This window comes from Apibacter sp. wkB309, assembly GCF_002964915.1.
In the GTDB taxonomy this organism is placed as follows: Bacteria; Bacteroidota; Bacteroidia; order Flavobacteriales; family Weeksellaceae; genus Apibacter.
This window is the reverse complement of record NZ_PSZL01000002.1, coordinates 262,471-283,742: the sequence shown is the minus strand read 5'-3', so window position 1 is coordinate 283,742 and position 21,272 is coordinate 262,471. Positions and strand designations below refer to the sequence as shown.

24 protein-coding genes are annotated in these 21,272 nt (G+C 30.7%); 15 read left to right on the top strand and 9 right to left on the bottom strand.

All coding sequences use genetic code 11. The annotated features are described in order from the left end of the window. A complete protein-coding gene (gene sucC, locus C4S75_RS02960; protein WP_105296838.1) occupies window positions 1-1,194 on the top strand; it encodes an ADP-forming succinate--CoA ligase subunit beta in 1,194 nt (397 codons plus the stop codon). A gap of 52 nt (window positions 1,195-1,246) precedes the next feature. Here sucC and C4S75_RS02955 read toward each other — a convergent pair whose 3' ends face one another. Both C4S75_RS02955 and C4S75_RS02950 read right to left on the bottom strand, forming a co-directional pair. Beyond that, window positions 1,247-2,206, bottom strand: a complete 960-nt coding sequence (locus C4S75_RS02955) for an MBL fold metallo-hydrolase (RefSeq protein WP_105296837.1) — start codon at window positions 2,204-2,206, stop codon at window positions 1,247-1,249. Between the two features lie 24 nt (window positions 2,207-2,230). Next, complete coding sequence (locus C4S75_RS02950; RefSeq protein WP_105296836.1) at window positions 2,231-2,749, bottom strand: mechanosensitive ion channel family protein; 519 nt, start codon at window positions 2,747-2,749, stop codon at window positions 2,231-2,233. A gap of 421 nt (window positions 2,750-3,170) precedes the next feature. Here C4S75_RS02950 and prfB point away from each other — a divergent pair, with 421 nt between their 5' ends. Together prfB and C4S75_RS02940 are read left to right on the top strand one after the other, a co-directional pair. Beyond that, window positions 3,171-4,289 carry a peptide chain release factor 2 gene (gene prfB, locus C4S75_RS02945; protein WP_105296835.1) on the top strand — a complete coding sequence of 373 codons (1,119 nt, stop codon included), beginning with the start codon at window positions 3,171-3,173 and terminating at the stop codon, window positions 4,287-4,289. A 62-nt stretch (window positions 4,290-4,351) separates the two neighbouring features. Further along, entirely contained in the window at window positions 4,352-5,263 is a 912-nt protein-coding gene (locus C4S75_RS02940; RefSeq protein WP_105296834.1) for an SPFH domain-containing protein, read from the top strand. An 85-nt stretch (window positions 5,264-5,348) separates the two neighbouring features. Here C4S75_RS02940 and C4S75_RS02935 read toward each other — a convergent pair whose 3' ends face one another. The 3 genes from C4S75_RS02935 to C4S75_RS02925 all read right to left on the bottom strand — a co-directional run bounded on the left by C4S75_RS02935 (window position 5,349) and on the right by C4S75_RS02925 (window position 6,394). Then, entirely contained in the window at window positions 5,349-5,708 is a 360-nt protein-coding gene (locus tag C4S75_RS02935; RefSeq protein WP_105296833.1) for a hypothetical protein, read from the bottom strand. 45 nt (window positions 5,709-5,753) lie between these two features. Then, a complete protein-coding gene (locus C4S75_RS02930; RefSeq protein WP_146105553.1) occupies window positions 5,754-6,032 on the bottom strand; it encodes a hypothetical protein in 279 nt (92 codons plus the stop codon). Window positions 6,033-6,133: 101 nt separating this feature from the next. After that, on the bottom strand, window positions 6,134-6,394 hold the full coding sequence (locus C4S75_RS02925; RefSeq protein WP_105296831.1) for a hypothetical protein: 261 nt from the start codon (window positions 6,392-6,394) through the stop codon (window positions 6,134-6,136). 164 nt (window positions 6,395-6,558) lie between these two features. On the opposite strand from C4S75_RS02925, the gene C4S75_RS02920 reads away from it, so the two are divergent. Further along, the gene (locus C4S75_RS02920) at window positions 6,559-7,686 is read left to right on the top strand and encodes a hypothetical protein (RefSeq protein WP_146105552.1); all 1,128 of its coding nucleotides are present in this window, start codon (window positions 6,559-6,561) and stop codon (window positions 7,684-7,686) included. Continuing rightward, complete coding sequence (locus tag C4S75_RS02915) at window positions 7,676-8,242, top strand: hypothetical protein (RefSeq protein ID WP_105296829.1); 567 nt, start codon at window positions 7,676-7,678, stop codon at window positions 8,240-8,242. Before C4S75_RS02920 ends, C4S75_RS02915 begins: the two co-directional genes overlap by 11 nt. Here the strand turns inward: C4S75_RS02915 and C4S75_RS02910 are convergent. From C4S75_RS02910 to C4S75_RS02900, 3 genes are read right to left on the bottom strand one after another with little or no spacing between them, the layout of a single operon-like run. Further along, window positions 8,209-8,778: a 5-formyltetrahydrofolate cyclo-ligase gene (locus C4S75_RS02910; protein ID WP_105296828.1), complete on the bottom strand. Its 570-nt coding sequence runs from the start codon at window positions 8,776-8,778 to the stop codon at window positions 8,209-8,211. The two genes, C4S75_RS02915 and C4S75_RS02910, sit on opposite strands and share 34 nt — an antisense overlap. Window positions 8,779-8,781: 3 nt before the next feature. After that, entirely contained in the window at window positions 8,782-9,012 is a 231-nt protein-coding gene (locus tag C4S75_RS02905; protein ID WP_105296827.1) for a ferredoxin, read from the bottom strand. Window positions 9,013-9,036: 24 nt separating this feature from the next. Next, window positions 9,037-10,278, bottom strand: a complete 1,242-nt coding sequence (locus C4S75_RS02900; protein WP_105296826.1) for a U32 family peptidase — start codon at window positions 10,276-10,278, stop codon at window positions 9,037-9,039. Between the two features lie 184 nt (window positions 10,279-10,462). Between C4S75_RS02900 and yidD the strand changes: the two genes are divergently transcribed. From yidD to C4S75_RS02885, 3 genes are read left to right on the top strand one after another with little or no spacing between them, the layout of a single operon-like run. Continuing rightward, the gene (gene yidD, locus C4S75_RS02895) at window positions 10,463-10,702 is read left to right on the top strand and encodes a membrane protein insertion efficiency factor YidD (protein ID WP_105296825.1); all 240 of its coding nucleotides are present in this window, start codon (window positions 10,463-10,465) and stop codon (window positions 10,700-10,702) included. 6 nt (window positions 10,703-10,708) lie between these two features. Beyond that, window positions 10,709-11,563 (top strand): prolipoprotein diacylglyceryl transferase, encoded by an 855-nt coding sequence (gene lgt, locus C4S75_RS02890; protein ID WP_105296824.1) that lies wholly within the window; start codon window positions 10,709-10,711, stop codon window positions 11,561-11,563. Between the two features lies 1 nt (window position 11,564). Then, a complete protein-coding gene (locus C4S75_RS02885; protein ID WP_105296823.1) occupies window positions 11,565-12,599 on the top strand; it encodes a glutaminyl-peptide cyclotransferase in 1,035 nt (344 codons plus the stop codon). A 100-nt stretch (window positions 12,600-12,699) separates the two neighbouring features. Here the strand turns inward: C4S75_RS02885 and lipA are convergent, their stop codons facing one another. Next, a complete protein-coding gene (gene lipA, locus C4S75_RS02880) occupies window positions 12,700-13,557 on the bottom strand; it encodes a lipoyl synthase (protein WP_105296822.1) in 858 nt (285 codons plus the stop codon). A 200-nt stretch (window positions 13,558-13,757) separates the two neighbouring features. Between lipA and C4S75_RS02875 the strand changes: the two genes are divergently transcribed. Genes C4S75_RS02875 through C4S75_RS02845 form a run of 7 tightly spaced genes read left to right on the top strand, consistent with a single transcriptional unit; the run spans window position 13,758 to window position 21,254 of the window. Continuing rightward, window positions 13,758-14,762: a MoxR family ATPase gene (locus C4S75_RS02875; RefSeq protein ID WP_105296821.1), complete on the top strand. Its 1,005-nt coding sequence runs from the start codon at window positions 13,758-13,760 to the stop codon at window positions 14,760-14,762. Window positions 14,763-14,783: 21 nt separating this feature from the next. After that, on the top strand, window positions 14,784-15,650 hold the full coding sequence (locus C4S75_RS02870) for a DUF58 domain-containing protein (RefSeq protein ID WP_105296820.1): 867 nt from the start codon (window positions 14,784-14,786) through the stop codon (window positions 15,648-15,650). Window positions 15,651-15,652: 2 nt separating this feature from the next. Next, complete coding sequence (locus C4S75_RS02865) at window positions 15,653-16,567, top strand: BatD family protein (protein WP_105296819.1); 915 nt, start codon at window positions 15,653-15,655, stop codon at window positions 16,565-16,567. Next, window positions 16,557-17,558, top strand: coding sequence for a VWA domain-containing protein (locus C4S75_RS02860; RefSeq protein ID WP_105296818.1), 1,002 nt, complete (start codon window positions 16,557-16,559; stop codon window positions 17,556-17,558). The genes C4S75_RS02865 and C4S75_RS02860 overlap by 11 nt, the downstream gene beginning before the upstream one ends. Window positions 17,559-17,567: 9 nt before the next feature. Continuing rightward, a complete protein-coding gene (locus tag C4S75_RS02855) occupies window positions 17,568-18,581 on the top strand; it encodes a VWA domain-containing protein (protein WP_105296817.1) in 1,014 nt (337 codons plus the stop codon). Between the two features lie 19 nt (window positions 18,582-18,600). Beyond that, a complete protein-coding gene (locus C4S75_RS02850) occupies window positions 18,601-19,428 on the top strand; it encodes a tetratricopeptide repeat protein (protein WP_105296816.1) in 828 nt (275 codons plus the stop codon). Beyond that, window positions 19,428-21,254: a BatD family protein gene (locus tag C4S75_RS02845; RefSeq protein ID WP_105296815.1), complete on the top strand. Its 1,827-nt coding sequence runs from the start codon at window positions 19,428-19,430 to the stop codon at window positions 21,252-21,254. Before C4S75_RS02850 ends, C4S75_RS02845 begins: the two co-directional genes overlap by 1 nt. Window positions 21,255-21,272: the final 18 nt, after the last annotated feature.

The window sequence follows — 21,272 nt, the reverse complement described above, 5'->3', positions numbered from 1 at the left end:
ATGAATTTACATGAATATCAAGGAAAAGAAATACTTGCATCATTTGGAGTAAGAGTCCAAAGGGGAATAGTTGCTACTACACCGGAGAAAGCTGTAGAAGCAGCTAAAGAAATGAATGATCAAACAGGTACCAAATGGTGGGTGGTAAAAGCTCAGATTCATGCAGGAGGAAGAGGAAAAGGAGGAGGAGTTAAATTGGCAAAATCTTTGGATGAAGTTAAAGAAATCACCTCCGAAATCATAGGAATGAATCTAATCACTCCCCAAACACCTAAAAAAGGTAAGAAAGTTCATCAGGTATTTATTGCGGAAGATATGTATTATCCCGGAGAGGGTAAAATTGAAGAATTTTATATGTCTGTTTTATTAGACAGAGTGAAAGGAAAAAATGTAATTATATATTCTACAGAAGGAGGTATGGACATTGAAACGGTAGCAGAAAAAACTCCGTCACTTATATTTAATGAAGAAATAGACCCATCGGTTGGTTTACAAAATTTTCAAGCAAGAAAAATTGCTTTTAATCTCGGATTGTTCGGAGAGGCGTTTAAAAATATGGTAACATTTGTGACTGCATTATATAAAGCTTATATAAAAAGCGATGCTACCTTATTCGAGATAAATCCAGTTTTAAAAACATCAGATAATCAAATTGCGGCAGTAGACGCAAAAGTTACCATTGATAGCAACGCTCTTTTCAGGCATCCAGAATATGTGAAATTAAGAGATATAAGAGAAGAAGATCCAACTGAAGTACTAGCAGGAGAGGCAGGATTAAATTTCGTAAAACTAGAAGGCAATGTAGGATGTATGGTAAACGGTGCCGGATTAGCTATGGCAACGATGGATATCATTAAACTTTCAGGAGGAGACCCGGCAAATTTTTTAGATGTTGGGGGAACTGCTGATGCTGAAAGAGTAGAAAAAGCATTTAGAATAATTTTAGCGGATGATAGAGTACAAGCGATACTCGTAAATATATTTGGAGGTATTGTTCGTTGCGATCGAGTAGCGCAAGGCATTTTAGATGCCTATAAAAATATGAGTGATTTTATAAAAGTACCAATCATAGTACGATTACAGGGAACTAATGCAGAAATAGCTAAAAAAATGATTGATGAAAGTGGAGTAAAAGTTATATCTGCTATTACCTTAGAAGATGCGGCAAATGAGGTTACAAAAGCTTTAGCATAATCTTAAAAATAAATAGTAAAAAAGGCTATCATTGGATAGCCTTTCTTTATTATTATTGTAAAGGAGTCAAAAAGGGATAAGTTAACCATTGAAAGCTATTGGAATTTGTTTTTTTGACATAGCCAATACCCGGATAAGGAAGATGATAACCAAAAACAAGGGTTTTATCCCTGCTTAAAGTATCAAGAACGGAAATACGTGTTTTAACTGCCAAATCAAAATTCCAGTCAAAAGATGTTCCCCATTCAGGATGTGGGAATAACAATGCTCCATAATGAACTAAATCAGCAATATGGACCAATGATTCATTGTTGGAATAAATTGTTGAAATAATATGTCCCGGAGTATGTCCCGGAGCTAATGAAAATGTAATGCAATTTAAAATGGTTTCCTTATCCTTAATAAATTTAATTTTCGATTTTATCGATTTTAATTTAGTACTGATTGCTTTAATACTTTCTTTTAATTCAGCTTCATTTCCTGATCGTTTAGACTTTGAAAAATCCTGTTTTTTACCCGTCCAGAAATCATATTCTTTTTTAGTTAAATAAATAGTGGCATTCGGAAAAACCGGTTTATTATCGGCAACTAATCCTCCAATATGATCTAAATGAGCATGAGTAATCACAATATCTGTAATTTGTTCCGGTTTAATACCGACCCCAGATAGGGCGTTAAGCAATTTTCCACCATTACTATTAATCTCTCCCGTTCCGGTGTCAAATAAAATTAAATGGTTATCCTTTTTTAATAATAATACATTTAAGGCCAATTTTAATTTATCGGTAGGTAAATAATTGTCTAAAAGTATTTTATTAACATCTTCGGCTTTTGCTACAGGTGCTATTTCAGGTTGTACCGAGGGATTATAAAAGTAACCATCGGTAAGTAATACTCCTTGAATATCACCGATTTTCAAATTTTGGAATCCGGAATTATTAAAATTTTGAGCAGATGTAACCCCGGTAACAAAAAGGGTAAATACAATTAATTGATTTAAAAAGTTTTTCATATTTAAAGGTTTTTAAAGATTTCATTAGGAAGCTTTTAAAGTTAATATGGCTTTTTGTAAAATTAAGTTATTCGGAAAAGTTACCGGAAATCCATCATCGGTACGTAGCACAACATAGAAAGCCTTAATATCTTCAACAGTTGCGGTGATTGGATTATCTTTATCAATAATTTTTATAATGTCTCCTATCCGAAATGGAACTGTGAAATAGATGATAAAACCCGCAGTTACATTGCTTAATAATGACCATTGGGCAAAAAAGGCGACACCTACAATTGCAAAAAAAGAGGCAAATGTAGCAAATATCCATTCCGGAGTAACTCCCCATATGGTTATAAGAAGAACAAAGCCCAAAATATTAATTAATATACTTGAATATTTAATCACTACTCGTGTTCGTAATTCTTTAATATGGGTATGATTACCATATTTTAAAATTATTTTATTTATAATAAGTTTTAAAAAATATATCCCCATAATAACAATTATAGTAGCTATTAATTGAAGGTGATAATCTTTAAAAAATTTACTTAATAATTCCATTTTATATTATATCGTTTATTTTGTTTTTAAATATTCTTTGTAAACTAGTTGTATGCTGTTGGAAAGACATTTTTTCTCGAAATAAAAAAATCAATACTACTTTTTTAGAAAAAAATGTTTAGCTTATTTCATATATACACATAAGTTTTAAAGATCATTTAAAAAGGAAAAATTCTCCTAAGATGAAATGTCTTATTTACAATACATTATTTATTATTAATGATATGTTCGGCATTATAGTATATGATTATTATGAACTCTGTTAAAACGAAGGCAAATTTACAAACAAAATTCATCAATTTTTATTTAATTTAGAACTAATTTATCAGATTATAAAAATTTAATACCGGGATATATTGAATTATATTATTTCATACGGTATTTTAATTATAAAATTTTACATTGTATTTTTGTACTACTTATGATTACTCAAGAAAATCTAAAAGAATTACAGACAAGGATAAACGATTTGTATGAATACTTAGAAATAGAAAAAAAGCAAGTAGAAATACAAAATGAAGAAGAAAAATCTGCAGATCCTTCATTTTGGGAAGATCCAAAAGAAGCAGAAAAAATATTAAAACAATTAAGAGCCAAAAAAAAATGGGTTGAAGAGTACCAGGAAATCCACGCACAATATGAAGACTTAGTGGTTTTATACGATTTTTTTAAATCAGGAGATGTTTCCGAAGATGAAATAAATTCTCATTATCAGACAGTTGTTACTTTGCTTGAAAATATAGAATTTAAAAATATGTTATCATCTGAAGGAGACGATTTAAACGCTGTAATACAAATAACAGCAGGAGCAGGTGGTACCGAAAGCTGTGATTGGGCGAGTATGCTCATGCGTATGTATATTATGTGGGCAGAAAAACATAATTTTAAAGTGAAAGAGCTTAATTATCAGGCTGGAGATGTAGCAGGTGTAAAAACTGTAACATTAGAGATTGAAGGAGACTATGCCTTTGGTTATTTAAAAGGAGAAAACGGAGTGCATCGATTGGTTCGAATTTCACCGTTCGATTCCAATGCAAAAAGACATACCTCTTTTGCTTCTGTGTATGTGTATCCTTTAGTAGATGAATCCATTGAGATTCAGATTAATCAAGCTTCGCTTTCATGGGATACGTTTCGTTCCAGTGGAGCCGGTGGACAAAATGTTAATAAAGTGGAAACAGGAGTTAGATTACGCTATAAATATAAAGATGATGACACAGCAGAAGAAAAAGAGATCATCATTGAAAATACAGAAAGTAGATCCCAACTACAAAATAAGGAAAAAGCATTGCAATTATTAAAATCACGCTTATTTGAAATTGAACTTGAAAAAAGAAATGCGAAACGCGACGAAATAGAGGCGGGTAAAATGAAGATAGAATGGGGAAGTCAGATAAGAAATTATGTAATGCAGCCCTATCGATTGATTAAAGATGTTCGAACAGGTACTGAAACTTCAGATGTTGACTCAGTTATGAATGGTAATATAGATGATTTTTTAAAGTCCTATTTAATGTTGATGGGACAGAGACCTCAATAAGATACGATAAAATAAAATTATTTATATTTGTTTTTAATAAAAATAAAAATATTTGATAAATTATGGGTATTATACTACTATTTGTTCTATTTATATTATTTTTTTTAGGCGCGCCTATATTTGTTGTAAAGCAACAAACATCAGTAATAATTGAAAGATTTGGAAAATTTAATTCCTCACGAAATGCGGGGATTAATTTTAAAGTTCCTTTCATAGATAAGATCGCAGGAAGAGTTAATTTAAAAATCCAGCAATTGGATGTAATGATTGAAACAAAAACAAAAGATAATGTATTTGTTCACCTTAAAGTTTCAGTCCAATATCATGTAGTTCAAACAGCTGTGTATGATGCATTTTACAAATTACAAAATCCATACGAACAAATCACTTCTTATGTTTTTGATGTAGTACGTGCTGAAGTTCCTAAATTACGGTTAGATGATGTATTTGAAAGAAAAGATGACATAGCAATTGCTGTTAAAAGTGAATTGCAAGAAGCGATGCAGAGCTATGGGCACAGCATTGTAAAAGCCTTAGTTACAGATATAGATCCGGATGAGCAAGTTAAACAAGCAATGAATCGTATAAATTCAGCAGAAAGAGAAAAGGTTGCTGCAGAATATGAAGCAGAAGCAGAGCGTATAAAAATTGTAGCTAAAGCCAAAGCAGAAGCAGAAAGTAAACAATTACAAGGAAAAGGTATTGCTGATCAAAGGAGAGAAATCGCTCGAGGTTTAGAGGAATCTGTTAAAGTATTAAACGGAGTAAATATAAACTCACAAGAGGCCTCTTCTTTAATTGTGGTTACTCAACATTACGATACATTAAGCTCTATAGGAGCCAGTTCTCGATCTAATTTAATATTGCTACCTAATAATCCGAGTGCAGCAAGTGATATGTTAACTAATACAATTACTTCTTTTGTAGCTTCACAAAAAGTTAGCGATCAATTAAATGATAAACGATCCTTGTAATAAAATTAATTAAAGAATATAAAAAAGAGGCATTGATTTCCAATGCCTCTTTTTTATGAAAATATATTAGATATTTATCCAAAAATTATTTTTTAGTGGCCTCCTTAATATCATTTTTAGAATCTTCAGCAGCATTTTTTACGCCTTCTTTAGCGTTATTAGCTGTTTCTTTGATATTATGGTTTTGATCGTTTGCTTCTTCCTTAACTTTATCTACAGTCTTTTCTAAGCTTTCTTTAGCTTCATGAGCTGTTTCTTTTATATGAGTGGTAGCGGAATCGGTAAAATTTCCAATTTTTTCACCTAAAGTCGCTGTATCTTTTGCAAGAGAATCAGCAGTTGAACTAGAGGCATCTACATGATTAACTTGTTTTTTTTCACAAGCAATAAAAGAAATAGAAGTAATAGTAGCGATAGTTAAGATGTTTAAAATTGTTTTTTTCATAACGATAAATTTTTAAATGATTTTTTTTTAAAATTTAATTTATTTTTAGTTGCTATCATCTAATGCTGAGCCGGGAGCAATTTCTTGCTGTGGTTGAGCATTCATGCCCGGGATAGCAGGATTGTTATTGTTCTTAAGGTTAGCAGAACTGTCTATAGGAGGAGCCGGCGCAATTTCTTGCTGAGGTTGAGCATTTAGACCTTGCACGGAATTTAATTCATTTTCATTGGTTTTATTTTTATGATTATTTTCACATGCAATGAAGGAGCTAGTTATACTAAGTAACGTGATGGCAGTAAAATTCAATAAATTTTTATTCATCACTTGAGGTTTTTGTTAAGTTTTAAAAAAGTAAAAATTTACTTTCAGAAAAAAGGCTACAAAAAAGTTGTAACCTTTTGTGAATTTTGTTTAATTTAAACAAATTATTTTGCTTTTTCAGCTTCCTCAGCTTTAGGAGCAGCAGCTTCTTCAGCTTTAGGAGCTTCAGCTTTAACTGTGTCTGTTGCAGGAGCTTGAGTTTGAGGAGCTTCTTCAACCGCAGTAGAATCAACAGCTGGAGCAGTAGTTGCAGTAGAATCAGTTGTAGCAGCAGCATCACTACTAGCTTGTTTTTTATCACATGCGATGAAAGAAGTTGTTGCAATAACAGTTACAGCTGCAATGTTTAAGATTAGTTTTTTCATTTTTTAGTTTTTTTAATTATATATAATTTAAATTAGAGAAACAAATATAGGAGAGTTAAACTTTGTTGCAAGATTCAAATGCTTGTAATATTTTTGTAAAAACTGTTTTTTGGATTTTACAAAAAATATATACTGATTATCAGTGTGTTAAAATTATTTTACAAATGAAGGGTCAGGAAAAAATACTTTTTGAGCAATTAAAAAAGGAGGTTACCCAAACCTTTTTAGAAGATTTTCCTACCTTAAATCCTGACATTTCAAAATGGAAAGGATTAGACATTATATATTTTCAAGAACATTTAAGACAGAAAGTTAGAGGAAACGTTAGCGAAAAATGGTTCTATACCTATTTTAAATCTTCATTTGAAAAATTACCCAGAATTGATATGCTCAATTTATTAACTCAATATTGTGGATATAAGAGGGGATGGACAGAATTTCAGGAAAAATATCAATCTAAAATATCTCAAGACAATCCAACTTCACATGTGACGAATGGGCCATTGATAAACAAAACTGTTGGCGATGATAAAAAAATTTTTTTAGATAATGTAGAGGTAAAAATTAATGGTTATGATGATGAAGCTATACAAACAGAATCTTTAGGCATAAACGTAACTAAAAATAAAAATCATTCGTTTGGCATTAAAAAATTAATATATATACTGTTAGGATTGATCACATTATTAGTTGTAGTTTTTTCAATAGATAAATATTATGAATATAGAAATACCTTCAAGTTTTGTTTTTATGATGCCGATAGAAGCTCTTTAATAAAATCCAAATTAGAAATAATTATCCAAAAAAATGGAGTATCTCCTGAATATTATACTGTTTCTAACGGTTGTTTTACCTATCGATCATCAACAGATACTCTCAAAATGACTATTAGCTCACCTATGTATAAAAAGGAATCTTTTGTAGTCGGACTTAAAGAAATAAGAGATAAGGGAGAAGAGAATAATAGAAACTTCAAATTGAGACCTGATGATTATGCTATTATGTTATATTATTATTCAACAGGTGTAAACGATGCAGATGAAAATAAAAAATCGCAATTAATAAAACAAAGAAAAGAAGAATTAAATAAACTAATCGCTGATGATGCACTTATTTATCAAGTATACGATAATGAAATATTTGGTGTTGAAGTGCTGGATAAGAAAAAATACATTGACTTTATGACTACTCCTACTACCTCACTCAAAAATTATATTCTGATTAACAGTCAGATTAATAAGAACAAAAAAATAGATTTAATTAAATTCAAAATACAAAAAAATGAAAAATAAGCATATAATTCAAATTATTATAGTTTTTCTGATAATAGGTTTTGTAGCTTGTAAGAAGGAAAAATATTACGAAGGAGAAAAAGATCCCACTAAAATAAAAGAATATAACAATAAAAATTATTATGCTTCTGAAAAAATGGATTCATTGGCAGTAATATCACATATTACAGAACAAAAGTTACAAGAAGTTTATGATTTAGCTATTTTAGCAACCGAAAATAAATCAAACAAAGAGATTGATACTCTTATAGTTTCACAATTAAAAGGGTATTTTCCTAAAAAAGACACGGTGTATGTGAGTAAAATTGTAAATAATTTGGATTCTTTAAAGGTAAAATATGTTACAATTGAACTTGAAAAGAAAAAATCAGATACCACTACGATTCTTAATGATTCAATAGGAGTAGTACATTATAAGGTTCATTATTATAATAATAAGAAAAAATATTTCTCTACTCAAAAATCCCAAGCAAATTATATTTTAAAGAAAAATCCGGAAAAGTTTAAATCAGAATTTAAATTTTACTTTACCTCAATTGGAAACCCCGAGCAATAATTGGGAGTTATAATATAATCCAAAGGTATATCCGATCTTGAAATATCGTTAATTGAATCCAAGGGTTCAAAAAAAGAAAGTCCAATTTTAGTAGAAGAAAGGTGGTTTTTAAGGAAGTTGTCATAATATCCTTTTCCATATCCTACGCGGTTTCCTAAAATATCATAAGCCAATAAAGGAGTAAATATGCAATCTATATTCTTAATTTGTATATTATCTTGATCTATCGGTTCAGGGATTCCCCACAGATTTTTTTCAAGTTTAGTTTCAGGAGTAAGTTCAAAATGTAATAAAGAATTATGATGGACTTTGGAGCAATAAACCTTTTTTTGATTAGCCCACAAATAATTTAGTATGAAAGAAGTATCAACCTCCTTTTTGTCAGAAATAGTTAAGAAAATATGGTATGAATTGTAGTCGGATAAAATAGATTTTTTCCACTGTAAAAAAATTTGCTCAGATTTAGATAATACCTGCTTTTTCGTAAGCAAAGATCTTAAGATAAGAAAATTCTTACGAGCCTCTTTTTTTAACATGAATCATATTTTTTTTACGGAAATAATTTTAACAGGACAGGCTTTAGCCGCTTTATCTGCAGCCTCAAAACAATTATTATCAGGATTTTTTAAAGTGAAAAAACCCTTTTTTTCAGTAGACCTTAGTAAAACAGATTTTCCATCTTTTTTAGACATGCGGAAATTTTCAGGATCAAACTCCGAACAATAATTGCATCCTATGCATTTATCTCTTTGCAATGTAATGATTACCATATTTTAATAAAAAAATTCGAAAATCTAAGCTTTAACAACTTTATATAATTTATCGGACGGACGTATTTTAAAACCAATAGGTAAAGTCAATATATCTCCCTTTTTAGCTTCCTGAGCGGGTATATCATCGACCATCATTGAAGAAACTTCAGCCTCTTGTGAACCGGTAGTAGGTCCCTGAATTAATATTTTATCTCCAACATTTAGACTATAAGCCTCAATCTCAAATTCACCGATTTTTGTTTTAGGGTAAAAATGTCGACCTTTTCCAATATAAACCTTTTTTTGTGTAGCGTTAGATCCCGGATTATCAGACCATTCTCCTAATTTTTGCCCAAGATAATAACCGCTCCAAAATCCTCGGTTATAAACAGTTTCTAATTTTTTCATCCATTCGGCTACTGCTTCTTTAGTAAAAGATCCGGAAGCAATGGCATCAATGGCTTCACGATAGCATTTAGTTACAGTAGCCACGTATTCCGGTGCTCTTCCTCTACCTTCTATTTTCAATACTTTTACCCCGGAGTCAATAACTTGATCAAGAAAATCAATAGTACATAAATCTTTAGGGGACATCATATATTCATTATCGATTTCAATCTCAAAACCGGATTCTTGATCGATAACGGTGTATTTTTTTCTGCAATTTTGTTTACAAGCTCCTCGATTAGCAGAAGAATTATGAGAATGTAGACTTAAATAACATTTTCCCGATACAGCCATGCACAAAGCGCCATGTCCAAAAATTTCAATTTCAACTAATTTTCCACCCGGGCCTTTAATTTGTTCTTTATTAATTTGAGAAGTGATCTTTTTAACTTGACTTAAGCTCAATTCTCTGCTTAAAACCATAGTATCGGCAAATAAAGAATAAAATTTTACCGTTTCAATGTTGGTAATGTTTATTTGAGTTGAAATATGAACCTCCATTCCAATTTGTCTCGCATAAGCAATAACCGCTTGATCCATGGCAATAACTGCTGTTATAGAAGCAGATTTTGCTCGATCCAAGACTGTTTTTATTATGGATAAATCGTGATCATAAATAATTGTGTTCAAGGTCAAGTAGGTTCGTACCCCTTTTTGAGAACATCTTTTGGAAATTTCTTCCAAATCGTCTAAAGTAAAATTAACAGATGAACGCGCACGCATATTTAATTGCTCGACTCCAAAATAAATTGAATCTGCACCATTATCCAAAGCTGCTTGCAATGATTCAAAATTACCTGCCGGACACATCAATTCTATCTTTCCACTTTCTGTCATTACTGAATTAAAATTTTACGCAAAAATAATAAATATAACCTATATAAAAAGAAGCCTTTATTTAGGTTGGTAAACCATGATTACAACCTTTCAATTTTTCACGGTTAATTTTAGCCTGTTAAATATTTATTAACGCATAAAATCATCTTAGAGAAAACCGTATCTTTGTAAAGAAATTGATATAATGATAAGGAAAATAGCAATATTCCCATTAGTTGTATTAATACGCTTTTATCAGATCGCTATATCTCCTTGGATGGGAAATAATTGCAGATTTACTCCCACCTGTTCCGCATATATGTTGAAAGCATTAAAAATTCATGGACTGTTCTATGGATTTTGGTTGGGAAGTAAACGTATTTTTCGTTGTCATCCTTGGGGAGGAGAGGGGTATGATCCGGTGCCACATAAAAAACATAATTAAAACTAGATGAATCAATTTTTATATATTACCTGGGATCCGAGTTTAGGTATACATATAGGCAGCTTTACCTTAAGATACTACAGCTTGATGTATGTTATTGCTTTTGGTTTAGGTTTTTATCTCATGGAATTTATTTTTAAAAAAGATAAGGAAGATAAAAAATTATTAGATCCTTTGTTCATCTATATGTTTCTAGCCGTAATAATTGGAGCTAGATTGGGGCATGTACTCTTTTATCAAAAACAATTATTTATACAAGATCCATTAGCAGTTTTCTTACCCATACGAACTAAACCTCATTTTGAATTTACGGGTTATTCAGGCTTAGCCAGTCATGGAGCTGCTATAGGAATTCTAATTTCTTTATATCTATTTACAAGAAAATATTTAAAACGAACTTTTTATTGGATATTAGACAGAATAGTTATTCCGGTTTCCATAGGAGGAATGTTTATACGTTTTGGAAATTTTTTTAATTCGGAAATTATTGGAAAACCTTCTTCACTTCCATGGGCAGTACTTTTTATTCAACAGGATACCGATGAATACGGAAGTATTGTTCCACGACATCCCTCTCAATTATACGAAGCCTTTGGCTATTTACTTTTGTTTATATCCCTGATGTTTATCTATTTAAAAACCGATAAAAAGAAATATTCGGGTTGGATATTTGGATATTTTTTAATTGTACTTTTCGGTATCAGGTTTATCGTAGAATTTTTTAAGGAACCGCAGGGAGAAGAATATATTAATTGGCTGGGATTAAATACCGGACAATGGTTAAGTGTACCCTTTATTATCGCAGGAATTTGCATACTAGTTACTGCAAAAAACAGGATTTATACATCAAAAGCAATATAAAATGAAAAATCTAATAACAAAACTAATACTATGTTTGCTGATTGTTATAAGTATAGTGGGTTGTAAAGATCCTAAGAATATAAGTATTAGTACCAATTTCGATAAATTAGATGATAAACCCTTACACATAGGAGATAAATTACCTTTAGAATTTAATACACAAGATGGAATTATTGATTCGTATAGTATTAAATTGAATAATCAAACATACGATAAAAAAAATATTACTTTAGATGAATCCAATGCCAAGTTGGGAACAAATTATATAGTACTAACAATCAATTATAATGGAAAATATAAAAAAGAAATTGATGCAACTTTTACCGTGTTTCCAAACGAAAAAGAAAAGGATCTACATTATAAATTGATCCAAGAATTTCCACACAATCCTGAATTATTTACACAAGGATTTACCTATAAAGACGGATGGATTACGGAAAGTTCAGGACTTTATGGGAAATCATTATTAGTTAAATATAAATTAGGTTCAACTTCTTACTCTCAAAGCGTTAAAATAGACCCTAAATTTTTCGCAGAAGGGTTTGCCTTGCTAAATGAGAAATTATATTTACTTACTTGGAGAGAAAAAAAAGGATTCATTTACAATGCATCAGATTTTAAACTTTTAAAAGAATTCAACTATCCGGGGACTTTATATGAAGGTTGGGGAGCAACAACCATAGGAGATGAAATGGTTGTTTCTGACGGGTCTTCTGAATTAAAGTTTTATGATAAAGATTTTAATTTAAAAAAGAGTATTTCAGTGATTGGTTATGAAAATATTTATTCTAGAATTAATGAATTGGAGTACGCTAACGGATATATTTATGCCAATGTTTTCGATGAACCAATCATTTTAAAAATTGATCCTAGTACAGGAATTGTGGTTGCTAAAGCAGATTTTTCGGATTTAGTTAAAATGAATCAATCCAATGAGGAAGCTGTTTTGAATGGGATTGCCTATGTTGATGGAGATACTTTCTTAATTACTGGAAAACTATGGTCTAAAATTTACAAAGTTGAATTTACGAAGTAAGTGAAATAATTTTTCTAGTGGATCGTGATTATAGCTAAAATATAATTTTAGAAAAAAAACACCATTTCCATTCTCTATATACATTAACTTAAGGAATAGTTTAATTTACATGTTTTTCAGCATGATAAGATGAGCGAACTAGCGGGCTGCTTTCAATATGTCTGAAATTTCCTAAACTTTTAGCGTAATCTTCATAATCTTTAAACTGTTCCAACGAAATAAATTCCTTTACAGGAAGATGCTTTTTACTAGGTTGTAAATATTGACCGATCGTGATTACATCAACTTGGGCGTCATGTATTTCTCTAATAGATTCATAAACTTCAGAAGGTTTCTCTCCAAGACCTAGCATAATTCCAGTTTTCGTTCTTCGTTGCCCCTGTTCTTTCATATATCGGAGAACTTCCAAACTTCGATCATATTTTGCTTGTATACGTACTTCACGGGTTAATCTTCTAACCGTTTCCATATTATGGGATATGACTTCAGGGGCAGCTTCCAAAATTCTATTTATATGCCTGTGAATTCCTTGGAAATCAGGAATTAAAGTTTCCATGGTTGTGCCGGGACTAATTCTGCGTACCGCTTTTATGGTTTCTGCCCAAATAATAGATCCCATATCTTTAAGATCATCACGGTCAACGGAAGTTAATACCGCATGTTTAATTTTCATTAATTTAATAGAACGCGCAACTTTTTCGGGTTCCTCCCAATCAATTTCGGAAGGTCGCCCTGTTTTAACACCACAAAACCCACAACTTCTGGTACAGATATTACCCAAAATCATAAATGTCGCCGTGCCTTCACCCCAACATTCTCCCATATTTGGACAGCTTCCACTTTGGCAAATCGTATTAAGCTTATATTTATCTACAATTCCCCTAAGTTCTTTATAATTCTTACCGGAAGGCAGCTTAACCCGAATCCATTTAGGTTTTGTTATTGTTGACGAGTCCATAAAACAAATTTTTATCGTACAAAGTTAGTAACTTTATTACGGATAATTATTTAAGCTATAAATATAAAAAAAATATAATTATATAATTATACTGCTATAAATACATAAAATTAGGAGTTTTAATATAAATTTTAACGATTTATTAGCAGCACAATTAGAATAAAATAGTGAACTTTGCAGCTAGCTAATTTTTAGAAAGCATGGAGTATACATCGACTTCCGAAGATATAAAAATTATTATTGAAAAAGTACGGGAAAAAAGTAAAGATTTTAGTTTACTAAGTAAAGAAATAAATCAGGTGATCGTTGGTCAAAAATACATGATTAACCGCCTGTTAATTGGTTTATTAAGTAACGGTCATGTTTTATTGGAAGGAGTTCCCGGATTAGCAAAGACATTGGCAATAAAAACACTTGCAGAGGCTCTTGATGGAGAATTTTCTCGAATTCAATTTACGCCTGATTTATTACCTGCGGATGTTTTAGGAACCTTAATTTATAATATGAAAGAAAACGATTTTTCAATTAAAAAGGGGCCTATCTTTGCTAATTTTATTTTGGCAGATGAAATTAATCGTTCTCCGGCTAAAGTTCAATCAGCTCTGTTGGAAGCCATGCAGGAAAAACAGGTAACCATTGGAGATGAAACATTTAAATTGAAAGAACCGTTCTTGGTTTTGGCAACACAAAACCCTATCGATCAAGAAGGTACTTATCCACTCCCTGAAGCTCAAGTCGATAGATTTATATTAAAATGTGTTGTTTCTTATCCTGATTTTGAACAAGAAAGAACAATCCTTAGACAAAATATTTCAGGAGAAAAACATGAGGTTAAGAAAATTATCACTTTAGAAAAAATATTTGAAGCGAGGGAGTTGGTGAAAGAAATTTACATGGATGAAAAGATCGAAAGTTATATCCTAAATGTGATATTTGCTACCCGTTATCCCGAAAAATATAATATGCCTAATCTTAAACCTTACATACTTTTCGGCTCTTCTCCCCGAGGTAGCATAAGTATGGCATTGGCGGCAAAAGCAAATGCTTTTCTAAACCAAAGAGGTTTTGTAGTACCAGAAGATGTTAAATCCGTTGCCAAAGATGTCCTTCGTCATCGCGTCGGAATAACCTATGAAGCAGAAGCAGAAAATATAACTTCTGAGGATATTATTGATCAAATTCTCAGTTCAGTAAAAGCTCCGTAGTATTATAAAAAAACAAAAAAATTGACGACAGAAGAACTTCTAAAAAAGGTAAGGCTTATAGAGCTAAAGTCTAAAAGAAGAATTAATTCAATATTCTTAGGGGAATATCACAGTTCTTTTAAGGGCATAGGAATGACATTTTCAGAAGTTCGTCAATACCAATTTGGAGACGATGTAAGAAAAATTGATTGGAATAAAACAGCCCGTTTTAATGAACCTTTTGTAAAAATATTTGAAGAGGAAAGAGAAATGGTATCTATGATTTTAATAGATATTAGTGCCTCGATGAATTTTGGGACCAAAAAAGAATTAAAAAAAGAATTGGTTGCTGAAATAGGAGCAACTCTTGCTCTTTCTGCCATTAAAAATAATGATAAAGTAGGGTTAGTTTTATTTTCGGATAAAATTGATTATTTTATTGCTCCGAAAAAAGGAAATGCTCACATTGTAAGAATCATAAAAACGATTTTAGAAGCAGAGCCTAAACATACTAAAACAGATTTATCGGTAGTTTTTGATTTTATTATAAAAACTATTAAAAGAAAATCCACCATTTTTCTCATATCTGATTTTGATGTCACCTATTTTGAAAGAAATTTACGGATATTGACTAAAAAGCACGATATTACAGGGATTAGAGTTTACGATCGTTGGGAGAAAATATTTCCCGATATGGGCTTAATTTATCTTGAAGATTTAGAGACAGGAAAATTGCAATGGGTGGATACTTCTTCAAAAACTGTTCGAGATAAATATTCAGCATATTATCAGCGATTAACTACTACAACAGAAAATGCTTTTATTAAAAATGGCGCCGGTTTTCTAAATATTCCTGCCGAAGGTGATTATATAAAAATATTGTTTAATTATTTTAGAGGACATCATTAATTGTGAAGTTTAAAATTTTCATAGTATATTTTTTTATAGCAGCAATACTTCTTCATGCACAAATCCCTGTTTCCAAAATTTCTAAAGATTATATAAAATTTGGAGAACCTATTGTTTTAAAAATAACAGTTAAAACCGGTCAAAAGGATACCATAATTTTTCCAACAATTACAGATACACTTAGTGAAAAATTTGAAGTTTTAAGACAAAAAAAAGATACGTTAAGTAAAAACAACTCTATTTTTATAAGTGACAGTATAATTTTTTCAGCTTATGAAGAAGGAACTTTTTCGGTTCCGCCTCAAAGAATTTTAGTCAATTCAAAAGAATATTTTACCCCTTCCTATAAAGTCACAGTAGCTCCTGTTGTTACGGATAGCGTAAAAACTCCTTTATTCGATATTAAAAGTATTGTACAGATTCCTAAAAATGTATGGGATTATATACAGCCTTACCTAGGGTATGTACTAATATTACTTGTAATCCTAGTTTGTGTAATCATATATTTTATAAGAAGAAAAAAGAAAAAATCGGAAACCCATAAAAGCGAACCGGATGTATTAGCCATTAAAAGATTGAAAAAGCTCAAGAAGTCTAATTACATAGCTAAAGATTTATATAAAAAATATTATTCAGAATTAACATCCATAATAAAAGAATATATGGAAGCTCGGTGGAATTTTCCGGCAACCAAACTTTTATCTGATGATTTGTTGGAGTATTTAAAAAAAGAAAAATGGATAGATGAAAATGAAATTGAAAATCTAAGCGGTATTTTCAAAACTTCAGACTTGGCAAAGTTTGCGAAATATAAACCAACTCCGGAAGAAACGAAATTACATATGGAAAAGGCAATTAATTTCATAAATCTTACTAAAACAGATTCACCTAAAATAAAGCTGCAAGATGAATCATAATATACTGTTTGGTTATCCTTGGATGTTGCTTCTTTTACTGGTAATACCCATTTTTATATATTTAAAATTTAGAACGAAAGCTAAGACAAAGGTCGTATCGATACCGAATGTCTCTGCTTTTAAATCTGAAAAAAATTATAAAACATATTTAAGGCCTTTATTATTTTGGATACGATTGCTTATCCTAGCGCTCTTAATATTTGCCATGGCAAGGCCTAAAGTTATAGGCACCTCGCAAGTTTACCAGAGCGATAAGGGGATAGATATCATGCTGACTGTTGATGTTTCTTTAAGTATGTTAGCAAAGGATTTGAATCCGGATAGATTATCAGCACTTAAAAAAGTAGCGCAGAAATTTGCATTAGAAAGATATGTTGACCGAATCGGGTTAATTGCTTATTCCGGGGAAGCACTTACTATGGTTCCTCTTACGGTAGACAGAAAAATTCTTATTCAACAAATTGAAAATCTAAGGACGCAGACACTTGAAGGAGGAACGGCTATAGGGGTGGGCTTAGCTACAGCTGTCAATCATCTTAAAAAAAGTAAGGCAAAAAGTAAAGTAGTTATTTTAATGACAGATGGAGTAAATAATGACGGATATGTAGAGCCAATTGTTGCAGCAGATATTGCAGCTGCTGAAGGGATTAAAGTCTATACCATAGGTATCGGTACTAATGGCTACGCATTATTTCCTACTCAAATAGACCGCTTTACCGGAAAAATTTATTTTGAAAAACAAAAAGTGGAAATTGATGAAGATTTATTAAAGAAAATAGCCCAAAAAACAGGCGGAGCCTATTTTAGAGCTACTGATGTGGAAAGTCTTCAAAATATTTACAATAGAATAAATAAATTAGAAAAATCAGATATAAATGATTTAAAATATTATAATTATAAAGAGAAATATAGAATATTTCTATTTCCTGCATTAATACTTTTGTTACTAGAATTATTCTTAAGAGGCTTTGTAATTAGAAGTATAAATTAAAAAGATATTATGAATTGGCAGTTTGAGAAAATATCATATTTTTATTTATTGTTATTCATACCCTTTCTATTATGGAGATTACTATATCTCATAAAATGGAAAAAGTCTAAAATAAATCAATTTGCAGAACCAAGTTTTCAAAAAATGATTTTTGGAAAGGTAAATTATTCAAAATTTATTTTAAGTAATATAGGAATAATTATAGCCTATATCCTGATGATTTTAGGATTAGCTAACTTTTTAGGAGGAACAGAGAAAAAAGAAGTAAAGAGCGAAGGAATTGATTTGGTTTTTGTAATAGATGTTTCCAAATCCATGAATGCAGAAGATATAGCTCCTTCAAGATTGGAAAAAACCAAAAAAATTGTTTGTGATTTTTTATCTAAACTAGGGGGGGATCGAGTAGGAATAGTAGCATTTGCAGGAAATTCCTATCCCATTATGCCTTTATCTAGTGATTATAGCGTTGCTCAGCTTTACTTAAATGGTATTGATACCAATCTTATTACAACTCAGGGAACAAATATAGCAGATGCCGTTTTAAAAGCTTCCACTCTTTTATCTCAAACATCCAATACATCCAAAGTAATTTTTATAATATCTGATGGAGAAGCCCATGAAGGAGACGTTAAACGGGCAATAAATACGGCAAAGAAAAATAAAATTTCCATATTTTCCGTAGGGGTAGGTACAACTCAAGGAGCTCCCATACCACTATTTTATGATGGTAAATATTCAGAATATAAAAAAGATGATAATGGAGATATTGTATTAACGAAATTGCAAGAAAGTACATTAAAACAATTGGCAGCAGGAACCGGAGGTAAATATTTCTATGGCGGTCATAATACAAAAGATGTTGTTACTAAGCTATTTAAATCCATGTCCACCTTAGACAAAACTAACCAATCCGTAAGTATTAATTACGACACAAAACAGTATTTTCATTATTTTATAGGAGCCGCATTTTTAGTTATTTTTATTGTTTCTTTAACAAATTATAGGAGAGATTTTATGATTTAATCTTAGTATCTTTGTTAAAATGTATTTAAAAAATAAATATTTAGTTATAATTTTTATTTCACTAATAAATATTTTTCAAGCTCAGACGAAAGCATCAAGAAAGCATTTATTAGAGGGTAATAATAAATATTTGGCTGAATCTTATAAAGATGCAGCAGCTAATTATTTAAATTCGATACAAGACGGAGAAGATTCATATAGATCTAATTACAATTTAGGAAATGCCATGTATAAACTAAAAAAATATGATGACGCATTGATTCAATATGAAAAATCACTCCAATTGGCGGCAAATCAGTCGGAAAAAGCCAACGTTTTATTCAATATGGGAAACAGCTATTTTCAAAAAGGAGAATATGAAAGAGCAGCCGAAGCGTTTAAAAATACTTTAAAATTAAATCCGAATGATGATAAGGCGAGGTATAATTATACGATGTCAAAACAAAAAGTAAAAGAAGCTCAACAAAAACAAGAAAAGCAAAATTCAAAAGATCAAGATAAGAACCAAGGAGATAAAGAAGATAAAAAGGATAATTCTCAGCAAAATGGAAAAGATCAGCAGAATTCATCCAATGCTAAAGAAGATAAAACTGATAATTCAACCGATAAAAAAGATAAAGATAATTCTCTAAATCATAATGAAACACGGCCCAATAAAAATGAAAAAAATTCAATAAACAATCAGAAATCACAAGCTGATACAAATAATGCTAATCTGTCAGATGCCTCTAATCAACATTATGATAATATTTTAGGAGCAATGGAAGAACAAGAAAAAAGAGCGCATCAAAAGATTATTAATAAAAGAGCTAATTCAAATCAAGGACAAAGTAGCAAAGATTGGTGATGAAGAAATATGTAATACTCTTTTTACTTATCTTTTTAAGCGGAATTTGGGCAAAAGCTCAGGTTTCTTTTCAACTCATACCCCAAAAAAATGAGGTAGGAGTCAATGAGCCTGTACGCCTACAATTTTTACTTTCCATTAAAAATGAAGAAATTAAAAATATGGGGCGTTTAAAATTACCTTCTTTTTCAAATACGCAGGTAATTGGCAGGCAGGTTATTCAGAACCAAAGCTTTGATGATGAAGGGAACAGTGTTTTCGAATATGGAATTGAAATTATATTAAGAGCTGTTAAAAAAGGGAATATCCGTATAGACGCCGCACAAATAACTGTTAATAATAGGAAATATGAGACCAAGCCCACCGTAATAACTGTGTCAGGAAATCCTAGTGGAAGTGAAGATGACACAGCTTTTAATTCAAAATTGGATGAAGTATTTCTTAAATTTAAAGTATCAGAAAAAAATCCGTATCAAAATGAAGGGATAGTTGCGAATTTAAAATTTTATACTCGAAGGATTGAATTACTCAATAGTATGACCAATCTGGTTTCTCCGGATTGGCAGGGATTATTTGTACAACCGGTAAAAGAAAGAAGCAATACCTACGAACAGGAAATAATTAATGGTGAATCCTATTTTTCAAGAGTTATAGGGACTTATGTTATGTTTCCAACTCAATCGGGAACCCTTGTCATTAATCCATTTACTTTAACATTAACAATTCCAGATGGATTTTTTGATGAACACGATTTAAATATAAAATCTGCACCGGTTACATTACAAGTTAAAAAACTTCCTGATAATGCTCCAAAAGATTTTCATGGGTTGGTTGGTCAATTTACTATGAAAGCTTCAGCAAACAAAAAAGATTTACAAGCAGAAGAAGCAGTAACTGTAAATGTAGAAATAAATGGTAAGGGAAATCTTACGCTTCTTAAATCTCCAAGACTTCTAATGTCTGATGATATAGAACAATATACCCCTAAAAGTAAATTTGATTCAGAGGCAACCGTACATGGCATCAAAGGAAAATTAAATACGTCTACCATATTAGTTCCTCAAAAAGAGGGTACTTATAATATAAATGTAGAATCAGTTAGCTATTTTGATCCCATAGATGAAAAATATAAAAGTTTAATAGTACAGCCAATTCCTATTAAAGTATCAGCTAATACTTTAGCAAAAAATGATGAAAAAACCGGTACGGTCATCAAAAAGGACACGAGTGATGTCGACCAATATGATCCCAAATCTGCTATTAAAAATAAGGTCACCGAAGTATTGAAAAGAGATCATAGAAGGTTAGGAAAAATATTGATAATTATATTATTTTCAGGAGTTTTATCAATTATTGTTATCCTTGGAATTTGTATACTAGTAATAAAAAGAAATAAAAATAATAAGTTAAAAAAACAAGAAGAAGAACAATCGTTTGATTCATTAAATAAAGAAAAAAAATTTACATCACGTAATTTGCCTTATACAAGCTCTAACATTACTAATGATTTTAAAAATGAATTATCACAATTAAATCATTTAGCACAAGAAGGAACAGATAAAAAAGAATTTTACATTTTTTTAGAAAAGACTTTGATAGAAGCAGCAAAACAATTTTTAAATTTAGAAAAAGATAGTTTTGTTTCTACTTCAGACTTAGAAGATGAATTAGCTCAGAGATTAGGAGATGAAATTTCAGAAGAATGGAAGAATATGGTTATTCAATCTCAAATTGAACGATATTCAAGCGTAACAGAACAAGAATCCCTAGAATCTGTGTATACAAAAGCTAAAGACTTAATTAAGAAATTAAATATAAAAAAATAGAGCGCCTAAAAACTTTTT